Origin of the sequence: Nocardioides sp. (assembly GCF_047606145.1) — a bacterium.
Lineage (GTDB): Bacteria > Actinomycetota > Actinomycetes > Propionibacteriales > Nocardioidaceae > Nocardioides.
On the sequence record NZ_JASGET010000068.1, the window covers coordinates 1 to 24,426 of the forward strand.

Consider the following 24,426-nt stretch of genomic DNA (forward strand, 5'->3'; position numbering starts at 1 on the left):
ACCACCGCGGACCGACGGCCGCTGCGGCGGCGCCTCGGCCCCGGCCGGCGCTTCCGGGGCGCGTTCTGGGTCGGCCCGCTGGTGCTGCTCGCGCTGTGGGCGATCGGATCCGCCACCGGGGTCCTCAGTCCGCAGATCCTCACCTCGCCCTGGGACGTCGTCGCGGCCGGCAAGACGCAATGGACCGATCACGATCTGTGGCGTGACATCCGCACCTCGCTGACCCGAGCGGCCATCGGTCTGGCGCTGGGCGTGGCGACGGGCACCGTGCTCGCCGTCATCTCCGGACTCTCCCGGATCGGCGAGTCGCTGATCGACGGTCCGATCCAGATCAAGCGGTCGATCCCGACCCTGGCGCTGATCCCGCTCTTCATCGCCTGGTTCGGCATCAACGAGGAGATGAAGCTGATCACCATCGCGCTGATCAGCATGATCCCGATCTACATCAACACCCACAACGGCCTGCGCTCGATCGACGGCAAGTACGCCGAGCTCGCCGAGACCATCGGCATCGGCCGCCCCCAGTTCGTCACCAGCGTGGTCCTGCCGGGCGCACTGCCAGGGTTCCTGTTGGGTCTCCGGTTCGCCGTCACCTCCGCGCTCCTCGGGCTGGTGGTGGTCGAGCAGTACAACGCCACCGCCGGCATCGGCCACATGATCACGCTCGCGGAGAACTACGGCCAGACCGACGTGATCGTGCTGGGCCTGGTCATCTACGGGGTCTTCGGCTTCCTCGCCGACGCACTCGTCCGCCTCATCGAAAGGAAGGCTCTGACATGGCGACGCACTCTGGAGGGCTGAGGGCGACCCCGCCCGCGGACCGAGGCGGCAGCGCGGTTCGTGTCCGCAACCTGCACCGCAGCTTCAATCAGGCCGGCGGCGTGCTCAACGGTCTCGACCTGGACATCGCTCCGGGCGAGTTCGTCGCCCTGCTCGGTCGCTCGGGGAGCGGCAAGAGCACCCTGCTCCGTGCCCTCGCCGGCCTCGATCGGGGCGTGGCGGGCTACGGTCAGATCGACGTACCGGCGTCGGTGTCGGTGGTCTTCCAGGACTCCCGGCTACTGCCGTGGAAGCGAGTGCTGCCCAACGTCACCTTCGGCCTGAGCGGGAGGGGGGCCACCGACCGCGGCAGGCGTGCCCTGGCGGAGGTCGGTCTGGAGGGCAGGGAACGGGCCTGGCCCTACCAGCTCTCCGGTGGCCAGCAACAGCGGGCCGCACTGGCCCGGTCACTGGTCCGCGAGCCGGCCCTGCTGCTGGCCGACGAGCCGTTCGGCGCCCTCGACGCGCTCACCCGGATCCGGATGCACGATCTGCTGCGCAGGCTCTGCGAGCTGCACGAGCCGTCGGTGCTGCTGGTCACCCACGACGTGGACGAGGCGATCGTCCTGGCCGACCGGGTGATCCTGCTCGACGGCGGACTGGTCCGCACCGACGTGCCCGTCGAGCTGGAGAGCAGGGCCCGGTCCGATCCGAGGTTCGCCGAACTGCGCGACCTGCTGCTCGAGGAGCTCGGGGTGCGCGACGGCGGTCCGGCCGACGGTTGGGTGCCCGAGGCCAGACATGCCTCCTGAGCCCGCCGCCCCACCCATCTGCACGTTCTCGTCCAGGAGGTCCCTGCCATGACCAGACCGACCCGCCAGCTGCACTTCAACCTGTTCCTGCACGACACCGGCCATCACGAGGCGTCCTGGCGACTCCCGGAGTCGGACCCGGACGCCAACCTCTCCCTGACGGCGCACCAGCATCTGGCGCGGATCGCCGAGGACGCCAAGTTCGACTCGGTCTTCCTGGCCGACTCACCGGCCCTGTTGCACAACCCCGGCAGACGTCCGTCGGGGAAGCTCGAGCCGACCGTGCTGCTGGCCGCGCTCGCGGCCACCACGAGTCGCATCGGGCTGATCGCCACCGCCTCCACGTCGTACAACGACCCCTACAACCTGGCGCGCCGGTTCGCCTCCCTCGACCACCTCTCCGGGGGCAGGGCGGGGTGGAACATCGTGACCACCGCCGGCGAGGCCGCCGCGCGCAACTTCGGCCTGGCCGACCAGCCCAGCCACCGCGAGCGCTATCAGCGGGCGACGGAGTTCCTCGAGGTCGCCACCAAGCTGTGGGACTCCTGGAGCGACGAGGCGATCGTGGCGGACAAGGCCCTCGGCATCCACGCCCGGGCGGAGGCGGTGCGTGCCATCGACCACCGAGGCGAGCGGTTCCAGGTCGCCGGGCCGATGAACGTGCCGCGCTCGCCGCAGGCCTATCCGCTGCTGGTCCAGGCCGGATCCTCCGAGGACGGCAAGGAGTTCGCGGCGCGCTGGGCGGAGGCCATCTTCACCGCCCAGCCGACCCTGCGGGAGAGCCAGGACTTCTACGCCGAGATCAAGCGACGTACCGCCGCCGTCGGCCGCAACCCCGACCACGTGGTGGTGCTGCCCGGGATCGTGCCGGTCGTCGGCGACACCGAGGCCGAGGCGCGTGAGCTCGAGGCCGAGCTGGAGCGGTTGATCGCGCCCGAGTACGCCGTGGCGCAACTCGCCCGCACCCTTCGGCTGGAACCCGGCCGGCTCGCGCTCGATGAGCCGCTCCCGTATCACCTGTTGCCCGGCGAGGACGGTGTCGAGGGGGCCAAGAGCCGCTACACCCTCATCGTCGACTGGGCTCGCCGCGAGAACCTGACCGTGCGGGCTCTGATCGGCAGGCTCGGTGGCGGACGGGGCCATCGCACCTTCGCGGGGACGCCGTTGCAGATCGCCGACACCATCACCGAGTACTTCGAGGCCGGGGCCGCCGACGGCTTCAACATCATGCCCGCGGTGCTCCCGTCCGGGATCGAGGCGTTCGCGTCGAAGGTCGTCCCCCTCCTGCAGGAGCGCGGGCTCTTCCGCTCCGACTACACCGGCCGCACGCTGCGCGAGCACTATGGACTACCGAGACCGGCGAACCAGTTCGCCCACCGGGACGCGGTCGTCGAGCGACTCGCGGACGTGCCGGCATGAGGACCGTGACGTCGCCGAGCCCGGAGACCACCATCGAGGAAGGACAGATCGGATGAGCATCCCCTACCGCCCCTTCGGCCGCACCGGTGTGAAGGTGAGCTCGCTCGCCCTGGGCACGATGATGTTCGGCCAACGCGGGAATCCGGATCACGACGACTCCGTCCGGATCATCCGGCACGCCGTCGACGCCGGGATCAACCTGGTCGACACCGCCGACGTCTACAGCCAGGGGGAGTCGGAGGTGATCGTCGGCAAGGCCCTCAAGGGCCGTCGCGACGACGTCTTCCTGGCGACCAAGTTCCATGGCCGGATGGGTGAGGGCGTCAACCGGTTCGGCAACTCGCGGAGATGGATCTTCCAGGAGGTCGAGCACAGTCTGACGCGGTTGCAGACCGACTGGATCGACCTCTACCAGGTGCACCGGCCCGAGGACGACACCGACGTCGACGAGACCCTCGGCGCCCTCTCCGACCTGGTCCATCAGGGCAAGATCCGCTACCTCGGCACCTCCACCTTCGAGCCGTCGGGCATCGTCGAGGCGCAGTGGGTCGCGGAGCGACGTGGACGCGAGCGACCGGTGGCCGAGCAGCCGCCGTACTCCCTGCTCGCCCGCGGCATCGAACGCGAGGTACTGCCGACGGCGCAGCGCTACGACCTGGCCGTGATCCCGTGGAGCCCGCTGGCCGGCGGATGGCTGACCGGGAGGTTCCGTGCCGGTGGTCCGCAGCCGTCCTCGAGCCGGTCCGGCAGCCAGCCGAGTCGCTTCGACATCGCGGCTCCGGAGAACGCCGCCAAGCTGGAGGCGGTGGAGGCCCTCTCCGAGCTGGCCGATCAGGCCGGTCTGTCGCTGATCCACCTGGCGCTGGCATTCGTGCTGGGGCATCCGGCGGTGACCGCCCCGATCATCGGGCCGCGGACGCTGGAGCAGCTCGAGTCCCAGCTCGGTGCCGCGGACCTGCGGCTGAGTCCCGACGTCCTCGATGCGATCGACAAGATCGTGCCGCCCGGGATCAATCTGTCCGAGCGGGACGCGGGCTATCAGCCGCCGTCGCTGGTCGATCCGTCGCGGCGCCGGCGGGGGTGAGCCCACCCGGTCGCCATCAAGCTCTCGCCATCAAGCGGTCGAATCGGGCGGTCGAGCCGGAGGATCCGCGACCCGGCCGCGGTGCCGCCGCCTTCTCAGCCTTCCCGGCCCTTCTCAGCAGGATGACAGGGCGGTGACAGTGCGCGGCGATCGGGGCCATGTCTGGTGAGGTCATGGACACCCACAGTGACGGATCCGACCTCGGGACCGCAGCGAGTTCGCGGCGATCGCCGAATCCATCGACCGAGGAGCCACGACGCGATGCCTCGGGGCATCGCGTCCACCACCCGGGCTCGCCGGCGCAGCTGCGCCGCCGGGCCTTCATGACCCGGCTGTTCGCGACCACCGGGGCGGTGGCGTTCGGCGGGATGCTCGCCGCGTGCGGCTCGGACGCCAGCGACACCGACACGACCGCGGCGGGCGAGGGGGCACCTCCCGACGGCGCCCCGTCCGGCGCCCCGTCTGGCGGAGCGTCCGGCGGTGCCGCTCCTGGCGGCACCAGTGAGGGCATCACCGACAAGTTCGTCGGGCTGACCACCGACGGGACCGTGATCGAGGACCTCTACTCGATCCAGAAGACCGGCGTGAGCACCGACGGCGTGATCGCCGCGACCAAGGAGTGGCTGGCGAGTCTCAGCGCCCAGCAACGCGCGTCGGTCAGGTTCTCCATCAACCCCTCGGACTACACCAAGGACGAGTTCCGGTTGTGGAGCAACGTCGACGGCTATCAGCGTCAGGGGATGAGCCTGGCCGACATGACCTCCGCGCAGAAGACCAAGGCGATGGCCATCCTGAAGGCCGGTCTCAGTGCGAAGGGTCTCGAGAACGCCGAGACCATCATCAAGCTCAACCAGTACGCCGGCGAGCTGATCGACAACACCGACCAGTTCAACGAGGGCCTCTACTGGTTCACCATCATGGGCAAGCCCTCGGCGACCGAGCCCTGGGGCTGGCAGATCGACGGTCACCATCTGGTGATCAACTACTTCGTGCTCGGCGACCAGGTCGTCATGACGCCGACCTTCATGGGCTCCGAGCCGGTCAAGGCGAACTTCGGCATCGACAGCGACTACGAGGGCCTGACCCTGTTCGACGACGAGTTCGCCGCGGCCATCGACATGATCACCGCGCTCGACGACGACCAGCAGTCGGTCGCCATCATCAGCTCGGACAAGACCGGCGACGACATCAAGGCGGTCGCGTTCTCCGACAACGCCGAGGTCGCCTATCAGGGCATCGTGGCCTCCGACCTCACCGACAAGCAGCTGGCCAAGCTGTGGACGCTGACCGAGCTCTTCGTCGGCAACGTCGACGACGGTCATGCCAAGGTCACCATGAAGCAGGTCAAGAAGTACGCCGACGAGACGCACTTCTGCTGGATCGGCGAGACCAGCAGCGACGCCACCTTCTACTTCCGCATCCAGAGTCCGGTGATCTACATCGAGTTCGACTGCGAGACCCCCGGGCCGGTCGGGCAGGGATACGGCGCGGACAACACCGTCTCCCGGCAACACGTCCACTCCATCACCCGGACCCCGAACGGCAACGACTACGGCAAGGCGCTGCTCGCGCTCCACCTCGCCCTCGATCACTGAGCCCCGCCGGTGCCGACCGCTGCGGGTGACAACCGACCGCACGACTGGGAGTCTCTTCTGCGTGGGATCTGAGAGGTCGGTGTTCGAGCTCGGACGAGACGGACCGCGCACCATCGTGGTGGGCGTGGACGGCTCGACCTCCTCGATGCGCGCCGGTGCCTACGCGGCGGGGCTCGCCCGGCGTCAGAGCAGCGAGCTGGTGGTCGTCTTCGCCCGGCACATCGGGCTCGACGCCGCGGTGGCCCCGGAGGCGGCCATCCCGTCCGCGATGGAGGCCCAGGACGCGGTCGAGGCCGAGCTCAGGGCCAGCCTGTGGCAGGCGCCGTGGGCCGTCGAGGCGCGCCTGGAGGTGCGCCGGGGTCACCCGAAGGAGGTGCTCGCGGCGGTCGCCACGGAGACCACGGCCGGCCTGATCGTGCTCGGCTCCTCGCGTGCGGCGGCGTATCTGCGTCCCGGTGGCCCGCTCCCGGTGCAGTTGATGCGGATGCGTCGCTGGCCGGTCTCGGTGGTGCCCTAGCCCGGGCCACCTCAACGGACGGGTCCAGGCTCGACCGGCGATCGGTAGCCGAGCCAGGCCTCGAGCCTCGGTCCCGGCCCGGCGCCTCGGCGTGCCGCTGGCGGAGCCGAAGCTTCTCTTTGAAAACCTTGCATACTCGGTTTCTGTTGCTCTAGTGTGTGACGCGGCTCACTTCTTGAAACGTTTTAATATCGGTGAGCCTTCGACGACTGGAGGATCGCCATGAGCAATGAACTGAGCCGCCGTCACGCCCTGCAGCTGGGAGCGGGTGTCGCGGTCTCCGCGGTGGTCGGGGCGTACGTCGCCGGCACACCCGGTGTCGCGCAGGCCGCGGGAGGCACCTCGACCGGCGCCGCCCGCGCGGCGACGGGTGCGATGCCGCGTGCGGCTCGCACCCAGGGCGCGCGGTTCAGGTACTGGTGGCCGGGTGCCTACGTGGAGCCCGCCGAGATCCGCAAGGAGGTCGCCGCCATCGCGGCCGAGGGCTTCGGCGGGTTCGAGATCGGCGATGTCCGCGACAGCGTGTACGCCGACCTGCCGCCCGACACCTACGGCTGGGGTACGAAGCGGTGGCGGGCGGCCATGCTCGCCGCGGTCCAGGAGGCCAACAGGCGTGGGGTGAAGGCGGATCTCACGGTGGGGCCGCACTGGCCCTCGACGGTGCCGGGCGTCGTACCCGACGACGACCGGGCGGCCAAGGAGCTGACCTACGCCGTCACGACCCTCACCGACTCGTTCTCCGGATCGCTGCCGGCGCCGACCTCGGAGCCATCCGGGTACCTCTCCTGGCTGGATGCGACCGCGACTCCGGTGCTGGTCGCGGTGCACGCGGCGAAGGTCATCGGTGAGGCCGACGCGAGCCCGCTGGTGCTGGAGCAGGACTCCCTGGTGGAGCTGACCGGCTCGGTGAGCGACGGCGCCCTGGAGTGGACGCCGCCGTCGACGGGCACCTGGGCGCTGGTCGTCTCCTGGTCGCGCGGCACCTGCCAGATCCAGAACTCCTTCTACTTCGACGGCAAGGAGCGCAGCGCCTACACCGACCCGCAGGCGTTCGTCGTGGACCACTTCAGCAAGGCCGGCGCCCGGGCCGTCACGCGGTGGTGGGAGCAGGATCTGCTCACCACCGAGCTGCGCCGCGAGCTGCGTCGCAACGGTGGCTCCTTCTTCGAGGACTCCCTCGAGCTCAAGACCACCCGGCACTGGACGCCGGCGATGCTCGCGGAGTTCCGGGCCCGGCGTGGCTACGACCTGCGACCGTTCCTGGTGGTGGTGCACGATCAGGACGAGCCCGTCTTCACCTTCGACGACTCCACCATCGCCGACCGGGTGCGGTGGGACTACGAGCTGACGCTGAGCGAGCTGTTCATGGACCACCGGGTCGCCACCCTGCGCAGCTGGGCGCGCTCGCTCGGCATGGACTTCCGCAACCAGGCCTACGGGACCTCGATCGACGGTGGGCTCGCCGCCTCCATGTCGGACGTGCCGGAGGGGGAGAGCCTCGCCTTCGGCAGCGTTCCGGACGCCTACCGGCTCATCGCGGCCGGCCGCGACCTCGGCGGCCGCACCATCATGAGCAACGAGCTCGGGGCGTTCATGAACAAGGCCTACGCCGTCACGTACGCCGACCTGGTCGCGACCGCCAACTTCGACTGTGCGGTCGGGGTGAACCAGCAGGTCGTCCACGGACTTCCCTACGCCACCGCGCCGGACGCGCAGTGGCCGGGCTTCCACGCCTTCTCCCCGCTCGGCGGCGAGACGTCGACCTTCAACTTCGCCGAGGCCTGGGGCCCGCGACAGCCGCAGTGGGAGCTCTCCGCTGCCCCGTCGGCGGCGATGGCGACCACCAACCATCTGCTCCAGACCGGGGTCAACCGGGTCGACCTCGCCGTCTACCACCAGGGCTTCGATGCCAGCGACACCGAGGTCGGCGGCGACCCGCTGACCGCCGCCGGGTTCAGCTACCAGCCACTGACGATGGGGCTCCTCACGCTGCCGACGGTCGGCGTTCGCAACCGGCGGCTGGCGCCGTCGCGACAGGCGTTCAAGGCGCTGGTGGTCCCCGCGGGCGACACCATGCTGCGCGAGGTCGCCGACCGGCTCGTCGAGTTCGCCCGCAGGGGGCTGGTGATCGTGCTGGTCGGCGACCTGCCCACCAGCGTGCCGGGATACGCGAGGCACGCCGCGCAGGACGCCGCGCTGGCCGCGACGCTCGGTCGGCTGGTCAGGCTCGACTCGGTCCACCGGGTCGCCTCCATGGACGCCGTGCCGAGCGCGCTGACCGCGGCAGGGGTGCGACCGGCGGTCTCCGGAGCCGGCGACGCCCTGCTCTCGGTGCGGCGGACGAACGACGCCGAGCAGATCTACTACCTGCACAACCAGAGCACGACCGCGGTGAGCACCACCGTGGCGCTGGAGGGCAGCGGCCGGCCCTACCTCGCCGACCCGTGGTCGGGCACGCTGACCCCGATCGCCGTGCACCGCGCGAGCACGGGCGCGGTCTCGGTCGCCGTCGAGATCGCCGCCGGCGACTCCCGGTTCGTGATCCTCACCGACCGGGACGTGTGTGGGATCGGCCGCCGCGCGGCGGTGGCGAGCAGTGCCAGCGGTGGCACCGTCGTCTACGACGGCAGTGGCCGGCTCGCCGTACGGGCGGCGAAGGCCGGCGACTACAGCGCGGTCACCTCCGCCGGCACGGTCCGTGCGCGGGTCGCGTCGGTCCCGGCGGCGCAGACCGTGACCGGGTGGTCGCTGAAGGCGGTCAGCTGGGAGCCGACCTACCCCGGAGCGACCGGGGCCAAGGCGACCGCCACCACCAAGCGGGTGATCGACGTCGGGGCGGTCGACCTGGTGCCGTGGTCTCAGATCGACGGACTCGAGGACGTCGGCGGCACCGGCCGCTACACCGCCACGATCACCCTCGCGGACTGGGCCGGCGACTGCGGCGCGATCCTCGACCTCGGCGAGATCGCGGGCGGCACCGCGACCGTCACCGTCAACGGCAGGGCCATCGACGGGCTGGACGCGCTGGCTCCGTCGATCGAGATCGGCCAGGCGCTTCGCCGCGGCGGCAACACCATCACCGTCACTCTCGGCAGCACGCTGCTCAACCGGCTCCGGGTCAGCCGGTCGGTGCTCTTCGGCTCCCAGGACCGACAGCGTGTCGGGTTGATCGGGCCGGTGACGGTGACGCCGTGGCGACAGGTGCGACTGGGCTGAGCCGCACGGGCGGGGAGTCAGGGGAGCCTCCGCGAGTCACCGATGACTCCCCGCCCGCTCAGCCCGATGGGAGCGCGCGGTCCGCGGCCGCGGCCACCTGCTCGAGTCGAGCCCGGACGTCCGGTGGCCGCAGCGCGTCGGGCACGGTGCTGCGCGCCACGAACTCGAGGTGATCGAGGATCACCGCGGCCAGGTCGAATCCGCGTCGGCAGATGATCCACTGCAGGTGCAGTCCGTCGCTCAGCGCGATGCACTGTCGCGCCAGCCGCTCCGGATCCGCCGACTCCACCAGCTGCCCACGCTCCTGGCAGGCCGCGAAGCCGGCCGCCACCGCGGCGACCGCCCGGGCCTGGTCGGTCTCGCCGACGGGGTCCTCGGCGTGGACCAGCCGCGCGGTCTCCACCGCGTTGAGCACGGAGAACTCGATGAGCTCGGCGTCGGCGACCAACCGCCTGGTGGAGAGCAGCATCCGGCCGAGGATGTCGAACATGTCGGGCTCGGCGGGCAGCCCGGCCCACCACGACTCCACCGTGGCGAGCCGCCGGCGGCTCACCGCGATCAACAGGCCGGGCTTGCTGCGGAAGTAGTGCAGGATCCCGGCCTCGGTCAGCCCGGCGTCGCGCGCGATGCTCGCCAGCGAGGTCGAGCCGTAGCCGTCGGTGGCGAAACGCTGGTAGGCCGCATCGAGGATCTGCTCGATGCGCTGTTTGCCGACCGCGTACCGTCCTCGCTTCCCCGTCACCGGGACAGTGTGTCAGCCACCGGCTGGGGCCGGATCCCTCGCGGTCGCCGGACCGGGGGGCCGGCAGAGGCCGACGTACGGCGCCAGGCGCAGCGCGAGATGGAGTCGCAGCCGGTCCTCGCCGCGGCCCAGGTCGCATCCGGTGAGGCGCTCGACCTGCCGCAGCCGGTGATAGACGGTCTGTCGATGGGTGGCGAGCCGGGCCGCGGCGAGGGACGCGCTCCCGGCCGCGTCCAGGAACTCCGCCACGGTGCGCACCAGCTCGGACCCGGAGGCGAGGAAGGTGGCCATCTCCGGGGTTGTCACCGCCTGCCTGAGGTCGTCGTCCCGGGCGACGCCGAGCAGTCGGAGGACGCCGAGGTCGTCCCAGCGCCTCACCGAGCCGGGACCGTGGGCCTCGGCCGCCCGCAACGCCACCGCCGCACCCGACCGGGCGGTGAAGAGGTCGTCCAATCCGGCCACGAGCGGCCCGACGCCGATCAGGGTGGCCCGGTCCAACTCCCGCAGCCGCCGGCCGAGGCCGAGCCCGGAGAGCAGCCCGGTGGCGGAGAGGTCGGTGCCGAGCGCCTTCCTGCTCACCACCGCGGTGGCGGTATCGGCGTCCTCGCGTGCCCACAGCACTCCGGCCCGGGTCGGCATGCTCGCCACCTGCTCCACCAGCCCGGGTCGCCGCACCAACACGCAGGTCACCTCCTCGCCGACGCCGATCCCGGCCGCCGTGGCCAGCTCGCCGGCGGAGCGCCGGGCGATGGCGGAACCCCCCTCGGTCACCTCGCGAAACAGGGTGTCCCGCCGGGTCTGGCGACCCTCGACCAGATTGAGCAGCGCCGCGGCGGCCGTCGCGATCTCCATCGCCGCCGGCCAGCTCCGTGCCTCGGTTCGCTCCTCGGGATCGAGCAGCCAGAAGTAGCCGAGCAACCGGGACCGGTGACGCACCGGCACGCACAGCCGACTCACGATGCCCAACTCGGCGTCGCCGCGGACCCGCACCGGGGAGGTGGCCTCGCGGATGCCGTGATCCAGGAACCAGTCCCGGATCTCGGGGCTCGAGCCGCGCTCCAGGATGGAGCGCTGACGGACCAGGTCGAGTGGGTCGTCGCGGTGCTGGCCGGAGAACGCGATCAGCCGGAAGTCGGTGTCCTCCAACGTGCAGGGCGCGCCCAGCAGCGAAGCCATGTCGTCGACCAGGTCATCGAGCGCCGTCATGCGACAATCGTCGCACCCTCCGGCCCGACGATGTGACATCTGTGCATCCCCGCTCCGGGCTGTCGCGTTCTACCGTGGAGCCATGTTCAGCGAGGCACTCGGCGGGACGCTCGACCGCGCATCGCGCAGCCGACGCGTCCGGCGGCTGGTGGAGACGATGCCGATCACCCAGGGCGTCGTACGCCGGTTCGTGGCCGGCGAGACGACCGGCGACGCCGTCTCCGCGGCCACCGGCCTGGTGGGCGCCGGCCGCCTGGTCACGCTCGACTCGCTCGGTGAGCACGTCACCGATCCCGCCGGTGCCCGGGCGACTCGGGACTCCTACCTCGACCTGTTGACCGCGCTGGCCGAGGGCGGCTGCGCGGCGGGGGCGGACGTCTCGCTCAAGCTGACCGCCCTCGGGCAGGCGCTGCCCGACTCGGGCGCCGAGATCGCGCTGACCCATGCGGCCGAGATCTGTGCCGCGGCGTCGGCGGTGGGCTGCTCGGTCACCCTCGACATGGAGGACCACACCACCGCCGACACCACCCTGGAGGTGGGTCAGCTGCTGCGCAAGGAGTACGGGTGGGTCGGCAATGTGCTGCAGTCCAACCTGCGGCGCACGCCGGGCGACATCACCGCGCTGGCCACCGAGGGCACCCGCATCCGGCTGGTCAAGGGTGCCTACCGCGAGCCCGCCTCGGTCGCCTACCAGCGCAAGTCCGAGGTCGACGAGGCCTACCGCCGGGACCTGGACGCGCTGATCCGGTCCGGCTGCTACCCGATGATCGCCACCCACGACCCCGCGATGATCTCCCGTGCCCGGCAGCAGGCCGGTCAGCAGGGCCGGTCGGCCGACTCCTGGGAGTTGCAGATGCTCTACGGGATCCGCACCGACCTGGCCGAGCGGGCCGTTGCCGACGGGTACCGGATGCGGATCTACCTCCCCTACGGCACCGACTGGTACGGCTACTTCATGCGCCGGCTCGCCGAGCGCCCCGCCAACGTCGCCTTCTTCCTGCGTGCGCTCACCCGCCGCTGACCACCCACACCGAACTGGAGGATGTCATGGATGCAGTCACCAGCCCGCCGGCTCCGAGCAACGAGCCCAACCTGACCTACGCACCGGGTACGGCGGAGCGGGACGCCCTGACCGCGGCGATAGCCGCCCAGGAGAAGGAGCGACCGGCGCTCGACGCCTATGTCGGTGGGGAGTGGGTGCCCGGCTCGGGCGCGGAGATCCGGGTGGTGCAGCCGCACGAACACGCCTCGGTGCTCGGCGTGATGCGCAACTCCACCCAGGCCGAGGCGACCCGGGCGGTCGAGTCGGCGACCCGGGCTGCGGCCGACTGGCGGGCGTTGCCGTTCGACGAGAGGGCCGCGGTCTTCCTGCGGGCTGCGGACCTGCTGGCCGGGCCGTGGCGCCAGCGGCTCAACGCCGCCACCGTGCTCGGTCAGGGCAAGACCGCCTTCCAGGCCGAGATCGACTCGGCCTGTGAGCTGATCGACTTCTGGCGGTTCAACGTGCACTACGCCCGTCAGATCCTCGGCGAGCAGCCGATCGCGAACAGCCCGGGTACCTGGAACCGACTCGACCACCGCCCGCTGGAGGGCTTCGTCTACGCGATCACGCCGTTCAACTTCACCGCCATCGCCGGCAACCTGCCCACCGCGCCGGCGCTGATGGGCAACACCGTGATCTGGAAGCCGTCGCCGACCCAGCAGCTGGCCGCGTCGCTGACCATGGAGCTCCTGATCGAGGCGGGGCTGCCCGCCGGAGTGATCAACATGCTGCCCGGCACCGGGATCGAGGTCTCCGAGGTGGTCCTCGGACACCCTGACCTGGCCGGCATCCACTTCACCGGGTCGACCCCCACCTTCCACCATCTGTGGGGTCAGGTCGGGTCGAACATCGCCGGCTACCGGTCCTATCCGCGGATCGTCGGGGAGACCGGCGGCAAGGACTTCGTCATCGCCCACCCGAGCGCCGACGTGGACGTGCTGCGCACCGCGCTGATCCGCGGCTCCTTCGAGTACTCCGGGCAGAAGTGCTCAGCCGCGTCCCGGGCCTACGTCCCGGCCTCTCTGTGGTCGCGGCTGGGCGAGGATCTCGTCGAACAGACCAACGCGCTGAAGCTGGGCGACCCGCGAGACTTCACCACCTTCACCGGTGCGGTGATCGACGACCGTGCCTTCGCCAAGCACGCCGCGGCGCTGCAGCGGGCCGCGGTCACCCCGGGCCTCGAGGTGGTCGCCGGTGGTGGCGCCGACGACAGCGTCGGCTACTTCGTCCAGCCGACCATCGTGCGGTCCGAGGACCCGCGCGACGAGATGTTCTCCACCGAATACTTCGGGCCCATCCTGGCGTTGCACGTCTACGACGACAGCCGGCCGGGCGCGTTCGAGGAGATCGTGCGGGTCGCCGAGGGCACCGCGTCGTACGCGCTGACCGGGTCGGTCATCGCGCGTGACCGTGCCGCGATCTCGTGGGCCAGCGACACGCTGCGCTACGCCGCCGGCAACTTCTACGTCAACGACAAGCCGACCGGTGCGGTGGTCGGACAGCAGCCGTTCGGCGGGGCGCGTGGATCGGGCACCAACGACAAGGCCGGCGCGGCACAGAACCTGATGCGCTGGACCAGCACCCGGGCGATCAAGGAGACCCTGGTGCCGCCGACCGACCACCTCTACCCCTCGATGGCGGCCGAGTAGCGGAGGCCGCCTCGGGGGCGGCGTTCCGCTACCCGCTGCCGAGCGTCTCGGTGACCCGGCGGCGGAGCACGGGCAGCAGGTCGGTCTCGAACCAGGGGTTCCTCGCCAGCCAGCGGAAGTTCAGCGGCGAGGGGTGCACCAGCGGCATCCGGTCGGGGAGGAAGTCGCGGAAGCGCTGCACGGTGGTGGTGAGGTTGTCGCGGGTCTCGAGGTAGTGGCGCTGGGCGTAGCTGCCGATCAACAGGGTGAACTCGACGTGCGGCAGCTGCGCCAGGATCCGCGGATGCCAGCGCTCGGCGAAGCCGCGACGCGGCGGCAGGTCGCCGTGGACGCCCTTGCCCGGGAAGTAGAAGTCCATCGGGAGCAGGGCGAACAGGTCCGGGTCGCGGAAGGTCGGCTCGTCCACGCCGAGCCACTCCCTCAGTCGTACGCCGCTGGCATCTCCCCACGCGATCCCCGACTCCTGCGCCTTGCGGCCCGGCGCCTGACCGATCACGGCGATCCGGGCCGCCGGCTCGGCGACGTACAACGGCTCATAGCCGGCCGCTCGCGCGGTGGCGTTCTCCGGATCCGTCCGGATCTCCTCGCGGATCGCGCTCAGCTCCGCTGCACCCATGAGCGTGAGGCTAGACGATGCCGGCCGGACGCCGGCGGAACGATGGGATCGGCGAGGATGGAGTCGTGCCGGACAAGCTCCTTCGGATCGACAACACGCCGCGCCCCTACCCCTGGGGGGTGACCGACGGGATCGCCGACCTGCTCGGCAGGCCCCGCACCGGTGCGGTCGAGGCGGAGCTCTGGCTGGGCAGCCACCCCGGCTCGCCCAGCCGGGTCCTCGGACCGGCGCCGTGGCCCGATCTCGCCGCCTGGGAGGAGTACGCCGACCGGCCGCTGCCGTTCCTGCTCAAGGTCCTCGCCGCGGACCGGCCGCTGTCGCTGCAGGCGCACCCGACGGCCGCCCAGGCGGCGGCGGGGTTCGCGCGGGAGGACGCGGCCGGGATACCGGTCGACGACCCGGGTCGCAACTACCCGGACCCGCGCGCCAAGCCCGAGCTCATCGTGGCGGCACGGGACGGCTTCGAGGCGCTGTGCGGCTTCCGCGAGGTGGCCGAGAGCCTGGCGACGCTCGACGCGCTGGCACCGCAGGCGGCGGGTCGCGGCGGTCTGGGCAGATGGCGGGAGCTGTTGGCCGCCGACGGGCTGCGGGCGTGCCTGGCCTGGTTGCTCTCCGGTTCGGGGGAGATCACCGAGATGCTCGACGAACTGCCGGCCGGTCGATCGGCCCTGCTCGACCGACTGCGCGCGGCCTACCCGGGCGACCCCGGCGTGGCGGTGGCGCTGCTGCTCAACCACGTCGTCCTCGCCGCCGGCGAGGCGCTCTACCTGCCGGCCGGCAACATCCACACCTATCTGCGCGGGGTCGGTGTCGAGCTGATGGGCCCGAGCGACAACGTGCTGCGCGGCGGGCTGACCGCCAAGCACGTCGACCGGGCCGAGCTGCTCGCGATCCTCGATCTGCGGTCCGGGCCGCCTCAACCCCTCACGCCGTACCGTCTGGGCCCGAACGCCCGCAGCTACCGGCCCCGGCGGCACCCGGCCGGCCGTGACGTCGACTTCGAGCTGGTCGAGGTGTCCGGACCCATCGAGCTGACCACCACCTCGGCGGCGGTGCTGCTGGTGCTCGACGGCGGGTTCACCGCCGACGCCGGCGGCGAGCGCCTGGAGATCGGCCGGGGTCAGGCCGCCCTGGTCGCCGGACCCGACGCGGTCGGACTGACCGGCCGGGGACGCCTCTATCTCGCCGCGACCGGCGTGCGTCCGCGCCCGCCGGTCAGCAGCTGAAGGCCTTCGGCTCCACGCCCTCGTCGTTCGGGATCACGAACCGCGCCGCCAGGAAGTCGTGGTCGGAGACGTGGTTGCCGTGGGTGTAGCGGCAGGTGCCGCTCACGCTCACCCCGTCGGAGGACGGGTAGAAGATGTAGTCGACGCTGTGGTTGTAGTAGCTGTAGCCGGCGGCGCGCATGTTGCTGGTGGCGGTCCAGCCCTGGTTCTGGTTGGTGTGCACGTTGAAGTCGCCGCCGGTGAAGACCGGGCCCTGGTCCTCCAGGCCCTTGACCAGGTTCACCAGGATGTCCATGCCGCGGCCGTACTTGGCCTGCCGCAGACCCTTGTTGGGTCCGTACTTGGCCGGGTTCGTCATGTTGTGCACCGAGATCACCGAGACGACTCCGCCGGAGTCGTTGTTCTTCAGGGTGACCCAGGTGGCGAACCGGTCCCAGTTCTCGGTGTGACCCTGATAGCCGACCCGGTCGTTGCTGACCAGTTGCACCCGGCCGCCGTCGACGACCGTCCAGTCGGCGGACTTGTAGAGCACCGCGGTGTCCATCAGCTGGCTGATCCCGCCGCGACCGCCCGACGGCGGTCGATACACCGAGTACCCCGCCGCCGGCGCGGTGATCTGGGAGTCGCTGAGCGCCCACACCTCGTTGAGCATCACGAAGTCCGGGGAGGAGGAGAGCAGCTGGTGGATGCCGGTGTCGTATCCGCCGATGCCGGATCGACGCGGGATGTTCGCCTCCGCGATCGCCACCGACCCGAGTGCGCCGTCGTTGGCGGTCGCCTCGGCCTGGGTGCGCAGCTTCTCCAGCTGCGACTTCGTCATCCGCTTGAACGTCCCGCCCGAGACCACCTTCTGCGGCTTCTTCGACCCGCTGTCGGTGGGGGCGTCGAGCCGAGACCCGCGCAGCGTGGCGAGCCGGCTCGAGGAGCGCGTCGTCTCGCTGGGCCGGAACGAGATGCCCGCACCGGAGGTCACGACCTGCTGCTGCGTCGTCGGCGCGCTTGCCCGGGGCACCGAGGCGCCCGATCCTCCGATGGCGGTCAGCGCGGCGAGCGCGAGCCCGATCGAGGCGATCGAGGCGACCTTCGCCCCGCGGCGCGAGGTCGTCGCGCGTCGTCGCGCCGGCACCGCTCGCCGGCGTCCGGGCGAGCGAGAACGACGGCGAAGCACGCATGCATTATTGACGCATCGGCGTCGGATCGCCAACCGTCCCCGGGACGGCAACGCGCGCTGGGCCCCGGCGGTGGCGCGGACGAGGGGCGCGGGTGACGGCTCCGGGCGAGCTGTCTGGCGGGCTGTCGGGTGAGCTATTCGATCGGCAGGCCGACCTCGGCGATGCCCTCGTCGACCGCGGTGGTGCGCAGGCTCACCCGCAGCGTCCACTCCCCGGCCACCGGCACGGCCACCGTGCCGCCATAGGACCCGGTCCCGGCGCGGGTGAGCTTGACCGCGAGAGGTCCGAGCCCGCCGCGGTAGAGCGCCAGGCTCAGCTGCTTGGGCGTGGTCGGCGCACCACCGTCGGTGACCTGGACGCTCAGGTCGACGGTGCGGTCGGCGGTGGGCTCGGCGGTGATCGCGACCCGGTCGCCCATCACGGTCAGCTCCCGATGCACCGTGGGCCGGTAGGCGCTGGCCGCGGGCTGGGTGGCGACCAGCGCGCTGGTCACCCCGATCACCGCGGCCAGCCCGACTGCCTCGACCGCCACGGTGCGACGCAGCCGGGCCGGGTCGGGTCGGCGCCACACCGCCGCGCGGGAGGATGCGGCGACGGTGAGCACCGCCACCACCAGGATCACCTTGACCAGCAGCTCCCGGCCGTAGTCGGTGTGCTGCAGCGCTCCCCACGAGCGGACCTGATCCCAGGCCTGGTAGATCCCGGTGACGACGAGCGTCGTGACCGCCGCGAGTCCGAGCGCGGAGTATCTGCGGGCCGCCGGCAGCACGCCGTCCGATCGATCGCGCAGCAGCGCGAACAGTGCCACCAGCCCGCCCAGCCACACCGACATCGCGGTCACGTGCGCCCAGGTCGAGGCCAGGGTCAGCCACCGCGGATGCCCGGCGTTGGCGTGCCCGGCGAAGGCGAAGGTCAGCGGTACGGCGACCAACAGTCCGGCCGTGGCCGTGATGCTGCCGCGTGATGGTGGGTCGGGCCGCAGGCGCACCAGCAGCACCAGGGCGAGCAGGCCGAGCGCCAGCCGCACCAGCGTGGCCACGCCGTACGTCGTCCCGATCACCTCCCGCCACAGGTCGGTGTCGACGGTGTGGGAGATCCCGACGGCGGCGTCGTCGGGTCCCTTGAGACCGAAGGCCGCGGCCGCGCCCACGCTCAGCAGCGCCGCGCCGGCCAGCAGCAGCCGGTGGACCGAGGTCGGTCGCCGACCGGGGCGGCACCAGGCCAGGAAGACCAGACCGCCGAGCAGCAGCGCCGCGCCGGCGTAGCCGAGCCCACGGGCGACGCCGAGCGCGATCCCGACGAGTCGGTCGCCGCTCTCGGGGCTCGCCGCGGGCACGACCCCGGCCTTGCCCACCGAGAACGTGTAGGCACCGGAGACCGGGTGCGAGTCGGCGGAGATCACTCGGTAGGAGACCAGATAGGTGCCGGTGGCGGTGGCCTCGACCGGGACCGCGACGGTGTCGGTCGCGTCGCCCTGGTGGGCGGCCTCGCCCTGCTGCACCTCGCTGCCGTCCGGCCCGATCACCTGCAACGAGGTGGAGAGCAGGCCGACCGGCTCGTCGAAGCGGAGCAGGACCTGGCTCGGTGCGGCATGCAGCACGGCGTCCGGCGCCGGGCTGCTGCTCTCCAGCACCGCGTGAGCGCCGGCCGGGCCGCCGATCAGGATCAGCACCGCGGCCAGCAGCGTGCCGGCCACGACGCGCACGGGCAGGTGCCTCCGGGTCCGGATCGCCCCTCGCGCTCCGGACGCGATGCGGCGGGTCGCGTGCGCGAGACCGTGCGCCATCCCGTGCGCCATCCCGTGCGCCGTCCGGTGCACCACCCGCAGCCGCGGTCGCGATCGCGCCGCGCCCCGCCGGCGTGGCCCGAGCCGGAAGGCGCCGGGATCGGGTGGCTGGGTGAGCGCCAGCAGGCACAGCAGCACGAACCCGACCACCAGGCCGATGTGTGCCAGCTCGTGGTGCAGCGAGATCTCGCCGTCCGCGATGTCGTGCGTGGAGGCGAGCACCATCAGCAGGGTCGCGCTGCCCAGCACCGGCAGATAGCCGGGCGAGAGCCGCGGTCGCAGGGCGGCGTAGAGCAGGGCGACGCAGAGCCCGACGGTCAGCGCGGTCGCCTCGCTGGCCGCGTGGTCCTCGTGGTGACCGGCGTGGACGAAGAGGCAGACGGTCGTCACGAGCTCGCCGAGGCCGGCCAGGGCCACCGCGCCGCGCAACACCGGCTCCGCGCGGGGTCTGCGGACGAGACGGTGCTCGACCGGGCGCCGTACCACCTGCGCCGCCAGGTCGGGAGTCGGTGGCGCGGCCTCGAGGGCCGTGTCCAGCAGGGCGCTCAGGCCGGGCAGGGAGGCCGCGAAGGCGGCGCACTCGCGGCATTCGGCCAGATGGCGCGTCATCGTGCGCCGGTCCAGTGGCGGGGACTCCCCGTCATGCGCCGCCGACAGGGCCTCGCGGATCTGCTCGCACCTCACTCCTGCCAGGTCGGTCGGAAACGTGAGGTGGTTCCCGGGAACCAGTCGTGTCTCCTCGCAGACCTGGAGGGTGTGAATCCGAAGAAGCGTCTTCCCCTGCGCGCCGGCCTGGGAGCCGCGGCCGCCGGCGCCGTCCTGCTGATCGCGGGTCCGGCCTCCGCACACGTCACCGTCAACCCGTCCGAGGCGCCGGGCGGCGGATACGCGAAGCTGACCTTCCGGGTGCCGACGGAGTCGGACACCGCCTCGACCACGAAGCTGAAGGTGGTCTTCCCGACCGACCCGGGCTTCGCCTCGGTGAGCCTCAAGCCGCATCCGGGCTGGCGGGCGGTGGTGACCAGATCCGGTGAGGACGTCTCGGCGGTCACCTGGACGGCGCGGAGCACGGCGGCGGCGATCAAGCCGGGGCAGTTCGACGAGTTCGACATCTCGCTCGGCCCGCTGCCGGATTCCGGCGAGGTGGTGTTCAAGGCGTTGCAGAGCTACTCGGACGGATCGGTGGTGCGGTGGATCGAGACGCCTGCGGCCGGTCAGTCCGACGACGTCGAGCTCGAGCACCCGGCGCCGACGCTGACCCTCGTCGCAGTGGACGACGATGACTCCACGGCATCGGATGGCTCGGCTGACTCGGACGGCTCCGGGGACTCGAAGGCGCCGCTGATCCTGTCCATCGTCGGCATCGCGCTTGGCGCCGCCGCGCTGGTCAACAGCCAGCGTCTGGGCCGGCGCCGCGGCTGATCAGGCCGAGCGGTCGGTCGCGGCCGGCCCGAGCAGCTCGATGAGCTGCTCGCGGGCCCGGGCGACCCGGGAGCGGATGGTGCCGACCGGACAGTCGCAGGCTTCGGCGGCGTCGGCGTAGGACCAGCCCAGCACGGCGGTGAGCACGAACGCCGTACGCCGATCCGGATCGAGGGCCCCGAGCAGCTGCTCGAGCACCACCTGACCCTGGTGGTCGGGTTCGGGCTCGGGCGGTGGCGGCTCCAGCCGTCGCCGGCGTTGCCGGGCGGCGATGTCGTCGGCCACGGTACGGCGCACGATGGTGACCAGCCAGGCCCGCGCCGGTGCCTGCGCGCGGAACCGGGGCAGCGCCCGCAACGCGCGCAGGTAGACCTCCTGGGCCAGGTCGTCGGCGCGGTCGGCGTCGCCGAGGTGGGCGCACAGTCGCCACACGTCGCGTTGTGTCGCCCGGACGAAGGCGGTCAGGTCGGCGTCGGATCCGGTCTCACGCGCCGCCACCGCCAGCCGGGTCCACTCGTCCACGGGGGGCGAGCCTAGTGACCCCGGCCCGCTCGCCATCCGGCGGGCGCCCGCGGCACCGGTCCGGGTGACGCGCAGCTCACGAGTCGGCGTCGCGCACGGCGTACGCCGACGCGGCGCTACGGAGGTCGGTCAGCGCTCCCGGTGTCATCTGCAACATGCCTTCGACGGCACTGCCGATCAGCGACCCGCGCGGACCCCCGTCCGGGTGGGCGACCAGGGCCTGAGCGTTCAGGCCGTCGATCATCCCGATCAGCTGCCACGCCGCCAGGGCCGGACTGGGGGTGTGGAACTCGCCGCTGGCGACGCCCTCCTCGATCACCGCCGCGACCAGCCGCTGCCAGAGCTCCATCTGGTCGCGGACCGCCGCGGAGAGCTGCTGGTTGTGGTGACCCAGGGCCCAGCCCTCCACCCAGATCAGGGTGATCTCGTTCCGTTCGCCGTCCAGCAGCAGCGAGCAGAGGGCGGTCAGGCGGCGTGTGGCCGAGGTCTGTGCGAGCACGCGGGCGGACACCTCGGCGAGCTCCTGGCCGGTCAGCCAGGAGAATGTCTCGGCGACCAGGGCGTCCATCGTCTCGGTGTAGTGCGCGACGAGCGCCGGCGTCACGCCGGCCTCGGCCGCCACCGACCTCAGGGTGAGCGCGGAGAGCCCCGACTCGAGTGCCAGCCGACGCGCCGCGGTGTGGATCTCGGCGGTCCGCTCGCTGGGTGACTTCCTCGACGTCCGGGCGCTGGTCACGATTGACATCCTTGTCGGCCGCGTGCGACCCTGCAACTCTATTGATCATATGATCAACAGAACCGCGCCCGGAACGCCCGACCGCCCGGCCGCCGGACTCACCACGAAGGAGCGAACGCCATGGGCTGGCGGATGCCGAGCGAGACCGATCCTCATGAACGCAGCTGGATGGCCTTCCCCTGCCAGGGGCCGACCCTGGGTGACACCGAGGAGCAGCGCGAGCAGACCTACCGAGCCTGGGCCGCGGTGGCCAATGCGATCACCGACTTCGAGCCGGTGGCGATGCTGGTCGATCCGTCGGAGAGCGCCCGCGCCCGTCGACTGCTGAGCAGCGGCGTCGAGATCTTCGAGACGCCGGTCGACGAGTCCTGGCTGCGTGACCACGGTCCGACGTTCGTGGTCGACGACTCCCGGCCCGGCGAGCTCGGTGCCGTCGACTGGACCTTCAACGGCTGGGGTGCACACGGCTGGTCACGCTGGGAGAAGGCCGACCAGCACGCCAGGTTCATCGCCGACCTGGTGGGCGCGACGCTGATCAGCTCGATGATGGTCAACGAGGGTGGGGGGATCCACGTCGACGGCGCCGGCACCGTCCTGGTCACCGAGACCGTGCAGCTCGACCCGCGGCGCAACCCGTACGCCGACAAGGCCCGCGTGGAGGCCGAGCTGGCCCGCACCCTCGGCGTGATCACGGTGGTCTGGCTCCCTCGTGGCCTCACCCGGGACTACCAGGACCTCGGCACCAGCGGTCACGTCGACATCGTCGCGACCCTGACCGCCCCCGGCGAGCTGCTGCTGCACAGCCAGACCGATCCGGAGCATCCCGACCATGCCGTCACCGGTGAGCTGCGCGAGCTGCTCGCCGAGGCGCGGGACGCGGCCGGACGACCCTTCCGGATCACCGAGCTGCCGGCGCCGGCGACGCTGCGCGACGAGGACGGTTTCGTGGACTACAGCTACGTCAACCACCTCGTCGTGAACGGCGGCGTGATCGCGTGCGGCTTCGGCGAGCCCGAGGCGGACGCGCGGGCGCGCGAGATCCTCGAGGCGGCGTACCCGGGGCGCCGGGTGATCACCCTCGACGCCCGGCCGATCTTCGCGGCCGGTGGTGGCATCCACTGCATCACGCAGCAACAGCCGAGGGTGCGGCGGTGACACGCCTCGAGGTCACCGAGGCCGGCCTCGACCAGCTCGCCGAGGCACTCGCGGCCGGCCGGGTGAGCGCCGTCGAGCTGCTCGAGGCCTACCTGCGCCGCATCCGCGCCTACGACGTACCGGGCAGCGAGACGGCGCTCAACGCCTACGTCGTGATGAACCCGGACGCGCGCGCCGATGCCGAGGCCTCCGACGCCCGGCGGGCCCGCGGGCAGGCACGCGGTCCGCTGGACGGGATCCCGTACTCGGCGAAGGACAGCTATCTGGCCCGCGGGCTCACCGCCGCCGCGGGCTCACCCGCGTTCACCACCCTGGTCGCCCAGCGGGACGCCTTCACCATCGAACGGCTCCGGGCGGCCGGCGCGGTCCTCATCGGGCTGACCAACATGCCACCGATGGCCAACGGCGGCATGCAGCGCGGCGCCTACGGTCGCGCGGAGAGCCCCTACCGTGCCGACTGGCTGACCTCGGCGTTCGCCTCCGGCTCCTCCAACGGCTCGGGAACGGCGACCGCCGCGTCGCTGTGCGCCTTCGGGCTCGGTGAGGAGACGTGGTCGAGCGGGCGCGCGCCGGCGTCGTACAACGCACTGTGCGCCTACACCCCCAGCAGGGGGGTCATCTCGATGCGGGGGAACTGGCCGCTGGTGCCCACCATGGACGTGGTGGTGCCGCACACCCGCACCATGGCGGACCTGCTCGCGGTGCTCGACGTCATCGTCGCCGAGGATCCCATCGTCCGTGGAGACTTCTGGCGCTGCCAGCCCTGGCTGGAGATCCCGCCGGTGCGCGACCTGCGTCCGGCGAGCTATCCGGACCTGCGCCCGGGCACCCCGGAGCAGGCCAGGTCGACACTGCGCGGCAGGCGTCTCGGCGTGCCGCGGATGTACCTCAACGCCGATCCCGACGCCGGGACCGGCCGGCCGGGCGGGATCGGTGGTCCGACCGGCCGACGGATCGAGACCCGGGCCTCGATCGTCGAGCTGTGGCGGGCGGCCCGGCACGACCTCGAGGAGGCCGGCGCGACGGTCGTGGAGGTGGACTTCCCGATCGTCTCCAACTACGAGGCCGACCGTCGGGGAGCGCCCGCGATCGACACCCGTGGCCTGGTGAGCCCGGAGTATCTGCGGGCCGAGTTGAACGACCTCGCGGCCTGGTCCTGGGAGGACTTCCTGGCTGCCAACGCCGACCCGGCGCTGAGCACGTTGACCCAGGTCGACGGCGCCCGGATCTTCCCGGCCCCGCCCGGAGCGCTCCCGGATCGCTACGACGGGTTCGAGGACGACATCGCTCGGTTCCCGCGGATCGTCGCCGAGCATCCCCGGGTGAGCTTCACCGAGATCCCGGCACTCGCCGAGGGCATCGCCGGCCTGGAGGAGACCCGACGCCGGGACTTCGACGACTGGCTGGCGGGTCACCGGCTGGACGCGGTGGTCTTCCCCGCCGTGGCCGACATCGGCCGCGCCGACATGGACGTCGACGAGGCGGCGGCCGACGCCGGCTGGCGGAACGGCACCTGGGTGGCCAACGGGAATCTCGCGATCCGCCACTTCGGCATCCCGACGGTGACGGTGCCGATGGGCACGATGGCCGACACCGGGATGCCGGTCGGGCTCACCTTCGCCGGCACGCCGTACAGCGATGTCTCGCTGCTCCGACTGGCGGCGGCCTTCGAGCGCACCGGCGACCGGCGGACGGTGCCGCCGCGCACGCCCGCGTTGTAGCGGGACCCGGCTCGTTGTAGCAGGACCCG

20 protein-coding genes are annotated in these 24,426 nt (G+C 71.8%); 13 read left to right on the top strand and 7 right to left on the bottom strand.

Annotated features, from left to right (window positions below):
* From QM638_RS08475 to QM638_RS08505, 7 genes are all read left to right on the top strand, one after another.
* Positions 1-801: ABC transporter permease (locus QM638_RS08475; RefSeq protein ID WP_415141521.1), on the top strand; the 801-nt coding region annotated here is incomplete at its 5' end.
* Positions 777-1,571, top strand: coding sequence for an ABC transporter ATP-binding protein (locus QM638_RS08480; RefSeq protein ID WP_415141522.1), 795 nt, complete (start codon positions 777-779; stop codon positions 1,569-1,571). The genes QM638_RS08475 and QM638_RS08480, both read left to right, overlap by 25 nt.
* Positions 1,572-1,619: 48 nt before the next feature.
* A complete protein-coding gene (locus QM638_RS08485) occupies positions 1,620-2,990 on the top strand; it encodes an LLM class flavin-dependent oxidoreductase (protein ID WP_415141523.1) in 1,371 nt (456 codons plus the stop codon).
* 58 nt (positions 2,991-3,048) lie between these two features.
* Positions 3,049-4,074, top strand: a complete 1,026-nt coding sequence (locus QM638_RS08490; RefSeq protein WP_415141561.1) for an aldo/keto reductase — start codon at positions 3,049-3,051, stop codon at positions 4,072-4,074.
* A gap of 323 nt (positions 4,075-4,397) precedes the next feature.
* On the top strand, positions 4,398-5,669 hold the full coding sequence (locus QM638_RS08495) for a DUF3500 domain-containing protein (RefSeq protein WP_415141524.1): 1,272 nt from the start codon (positions 4,398-4,400) through the stop codon (positions 5,667-5,669).
* A gap of 61 nt (positions 5,670-5,730) precedes the next feature.
* The gene (locus tag QM638_RS08500) at positions 5,731-6,186 is read left to right on the top strand and encodes a universal stress protein (protein WP_415141525.1); all 456 of its coding nucleotides are present in this window, start codon (positions 5,731-5,733) and stop codon (positions 6,184-6,186) included.
* Positions 6,187-6,408: 222 nt separating this feature from the next.
* Positions 6,409-9,402 (top strand): glycosyl hydrolase, encoded by a 2,994-nt coding sequence (locus QM638_RS08505; RefSeq protein ID WP_415141526.1) that lies wholly within the window; start codon positions 6,409-6,411, stop codon positions 9,400-9,402.
* Positions 9,403-9,460: 58 nt separating this feature from the next.
* Here QM638_RS08505 and QM638_RS08510 read toward each other — a convergent pair whose 3' ends face one another.
* Both QM638_RS08510 and QM638_RS08515 read right to left on the bottom strand, forming a co-directional pair.
* A complete protein-coding gene (locus QM638_RS08510; protein ID WP_415141527.1) occupies positions 9,461-10,144 on the bottom strand; it encodes a TetR/AcrR family transcriptional regulator in 684 nt (227 codons plus the stop codon).
* A 12-nt stretch (positions 10,145-10,156) separates the two neighbouring features.
* Positions 10,157-11,350, bottom strand: coding sequence for a helix-turn-helix domain-containing protein (locus tag QM638_RS08515; RefSeq protein ID WP_415141528.1), 1,194 nt, complete (start codon positions 11,348-11,350; stop codon positions 10,157-10,159).
* Between the two features lie 82 nt (positions 11,351-11,432).
* Between QM638_RS08515 and QM638_RS08520 the strand changes: the two genes are divergently transcribed.
* Both QM638_RS08520 and pruA read left to right on the top strand, forming a co-directional pair.
* Entirely contained in the window at positions 11,433-12,371 is a 939-nt protein-coding gene (locus tag QM638_RS08520; RefSeq protein ID WP_415141529.1) for a proline dehydrogenase family protein, read from the top strand.
* Between the two features lie 26 nt (positions 12,372-12,397).
* Positions 12,398-14,041, top strand: coding sequence for an L-glutamate gamma-semialdehyde dehydrogenase (pruA, locus tag QM638_RS08525; RefSeq protein ID WP_415141530.1), 1,644 nt, complete (start codon positions 12,398-12,400; stop codon positions 14,039-14,041).
* Positions 14,042-14,069: 28 nt separating this feature from the next.
* Here pruA and QM638_RS08530 read toward each other — a convergent pair whose 3' ends face one another.
* Entirely contained in the window at positions 14,070-14,657 is a 588-nt protein-coding gene (locus tag QM638_RS08530; RefSeq protein ID WP_415141531.1) for a uracil-DNA glycosylase family protein, read from the bottom strand.
* Positions 14,658-14,722: 65 nt separating this feature from the next.
* Here QM638_RS08530 and manA point away from each other — a divergent pair, with 65 nt between their 5' ends.
* A complete protein-coding gene (gene manA / locus QM638_RS08535; RefSeq protein WP_415141532.1) occupies positions 14,723-15,883 on the top strand; it encodes a mannose-6-phosphate isomerase, class I in 1,161 nt (386 codons plus the stop codon).
* On the opposite strand, the gene QM638_RS08540 is transcribed toward manA, so the two are convergent.
* Together QM638_RS08540 and QM638_RS08545 are read right to left on the bottom strand one after the other, a co-directional pair.
* On the bottom strand, positions 15,873-17,051 hold the full coding sequence (locus tag QM638_RS08540) for an endonuclease/exonuclease/phosphatase family protein (RefSeq protein WP_415141533.1): 1,179 nt from the start codon (positions 17,049-17,051) through the stop codon (positions 15,873-15,875). The genes manA and QM638_RS08540 overlap by 11 nt on opposite strands.
* 137 nt (positions 17,052-17,188) lie before the next feature.
* A complete protein-coding gene (locus QM638_RS08545; protein ID WP_415141534.1) occupies positions 17,189-19,690 on the bottom strand; it encodes a copper resistance protein CopC in 2,502 nt (833 codons plus the stop codon).
* Here QM638_RS08545 and QM638_RS08550 point away from each other — a divergent pair.
* Complete coding sequence (locus tag QM638_RS08550; RefSeq protein WP_415141535.1) at positions 19,598-20,263, top strand: YcnI family protein; 666 nt, start codon at positions 19,598-19,600, stop codon at positions 20,261-20,263. The two genes, QM638_RS08545 and QM638_RS08550, sit on opposite strands and share 93 nt — an antisense overlap.
* Here the strand turns inward: QM638_RS08550 and QM638_RS08555 are convergent, their stop codons facing one another.
* Positions 20,264-20,785, bottom strand: a complete 522-nt coding sequence (locus QM638_RS08555) for a sigma-70 family RNA polymerase sigma factor (RefSeq protein WP_415141536.1) — start codon at positions 20,783-20,785, stop codon at positions 20,264-20,266.
* 76 nt (positions 20,786-20,861) lie between these two features.
* Positions 20,862-21,521 (bottom strand): TetR/AcrR family transcriptional regulator, encoded by a 660-nt coding sequence (locus QM638_RS08560; RefSeq protein ID WP_415141537.1) that lies wholly within the window; start codon positions 21,519-21,521, stop codon positions 20,862-20,864.
* 120 nt (positions 21,522-21,641) lie between these two features.
* On the opposite strand from QM638_RS08560, the gene QM638_RS08565 reads away from it, so the two are divergent.
* Positions 21,642-22,676: an agmatine deiminase family protein gene (locus tag QM638_RS08565; protein ID WP_415141538.1), complete on the top strand. Its 1,035-nt coding sequence runs from the start codon at positions 21,642-21,644 to the stop codon at positions 22,674-22,676.
* Complete coding sequence (locus tag QM638_RS08570; RefSeq protein ID WP_415141539.1) at positions 22,673-24,397, top strand: amidase; 1,725 nt, start codon at positions 22,673-22,675, stop codon at positions 24,395-24,397. Before QM638_RS08565 ends, QM638_RS08570 begins: the two co-directional genes overlap by 4 nt.
* The last annotated feature ends 29 nt before the right edge of the window (positions 24,398-24,426 follow it).

Bases quoted from the DNA above. Each gene is read 5' to 3' on its own strand.
- QM638_RS08480 (WP_415141522.1), top strand. From the start codon at position 777: ATGGCGACGCACTCTGGAGGGCTGAGGGCGACCCCGCCCGCGGACCGA.
- QM638_RS08485 (WP_415141523.1), top strand. From the start codon at position 1,620: ATGACCAGACCGACCCGCCAGCTGCACTTCAACCTGTTCCTGCACGAC.
- QM638_RS08495 (WP_415141524.1), top strand. From the start codon at position 4,398: ATGACCCGGCTGTTCGCGACCACCGGGGCGGTGGCGTTCGGCGGGATG.
- QM638_RS08505 (WP_415141526.1), top strand. From the start codon at position 6,409: ATGAGCAATGAACTGAGCCGCCGTCACGCCCTGCAGCTGGGAGCGGGT.
- QM638_RS08515 (WP_415141528.1), bottom strand. From the start codon at position 11,350: ATGACGGCGCTCGATGACCTGGTCGACGACATGGCTTCGCTGCTGGGC.
- QM638_RS08520 (WP_415141529.1), top strand. From the start codon at position 11,433: ATGTTCAGCGAGGCACTCGGCGGGACGCTCGACCGCGCATCGCGCAGC.
- pruA (WP_415141530.1), top strand. From the start codon at position 12,398: ATGGATGCAGTCACCAGCCCGCCGGCTCCGAGCAACGAGCCCAACCTG.
- QM638_RS08530 (WP_415141531.1), bottom strand. From the start codon at position 14,657: ATGGGTGCAGCGGAGCTGAGCGCGATCCGCGAGGAGATCCGGACGGAT.
- QM638_RS08565 (WP_415141538.1), top strand. From the start codon at position 21,642: ATGGGCTGGCGGATGCCGAGCGAGACCGATCCTCATGAACGCAGCTGG.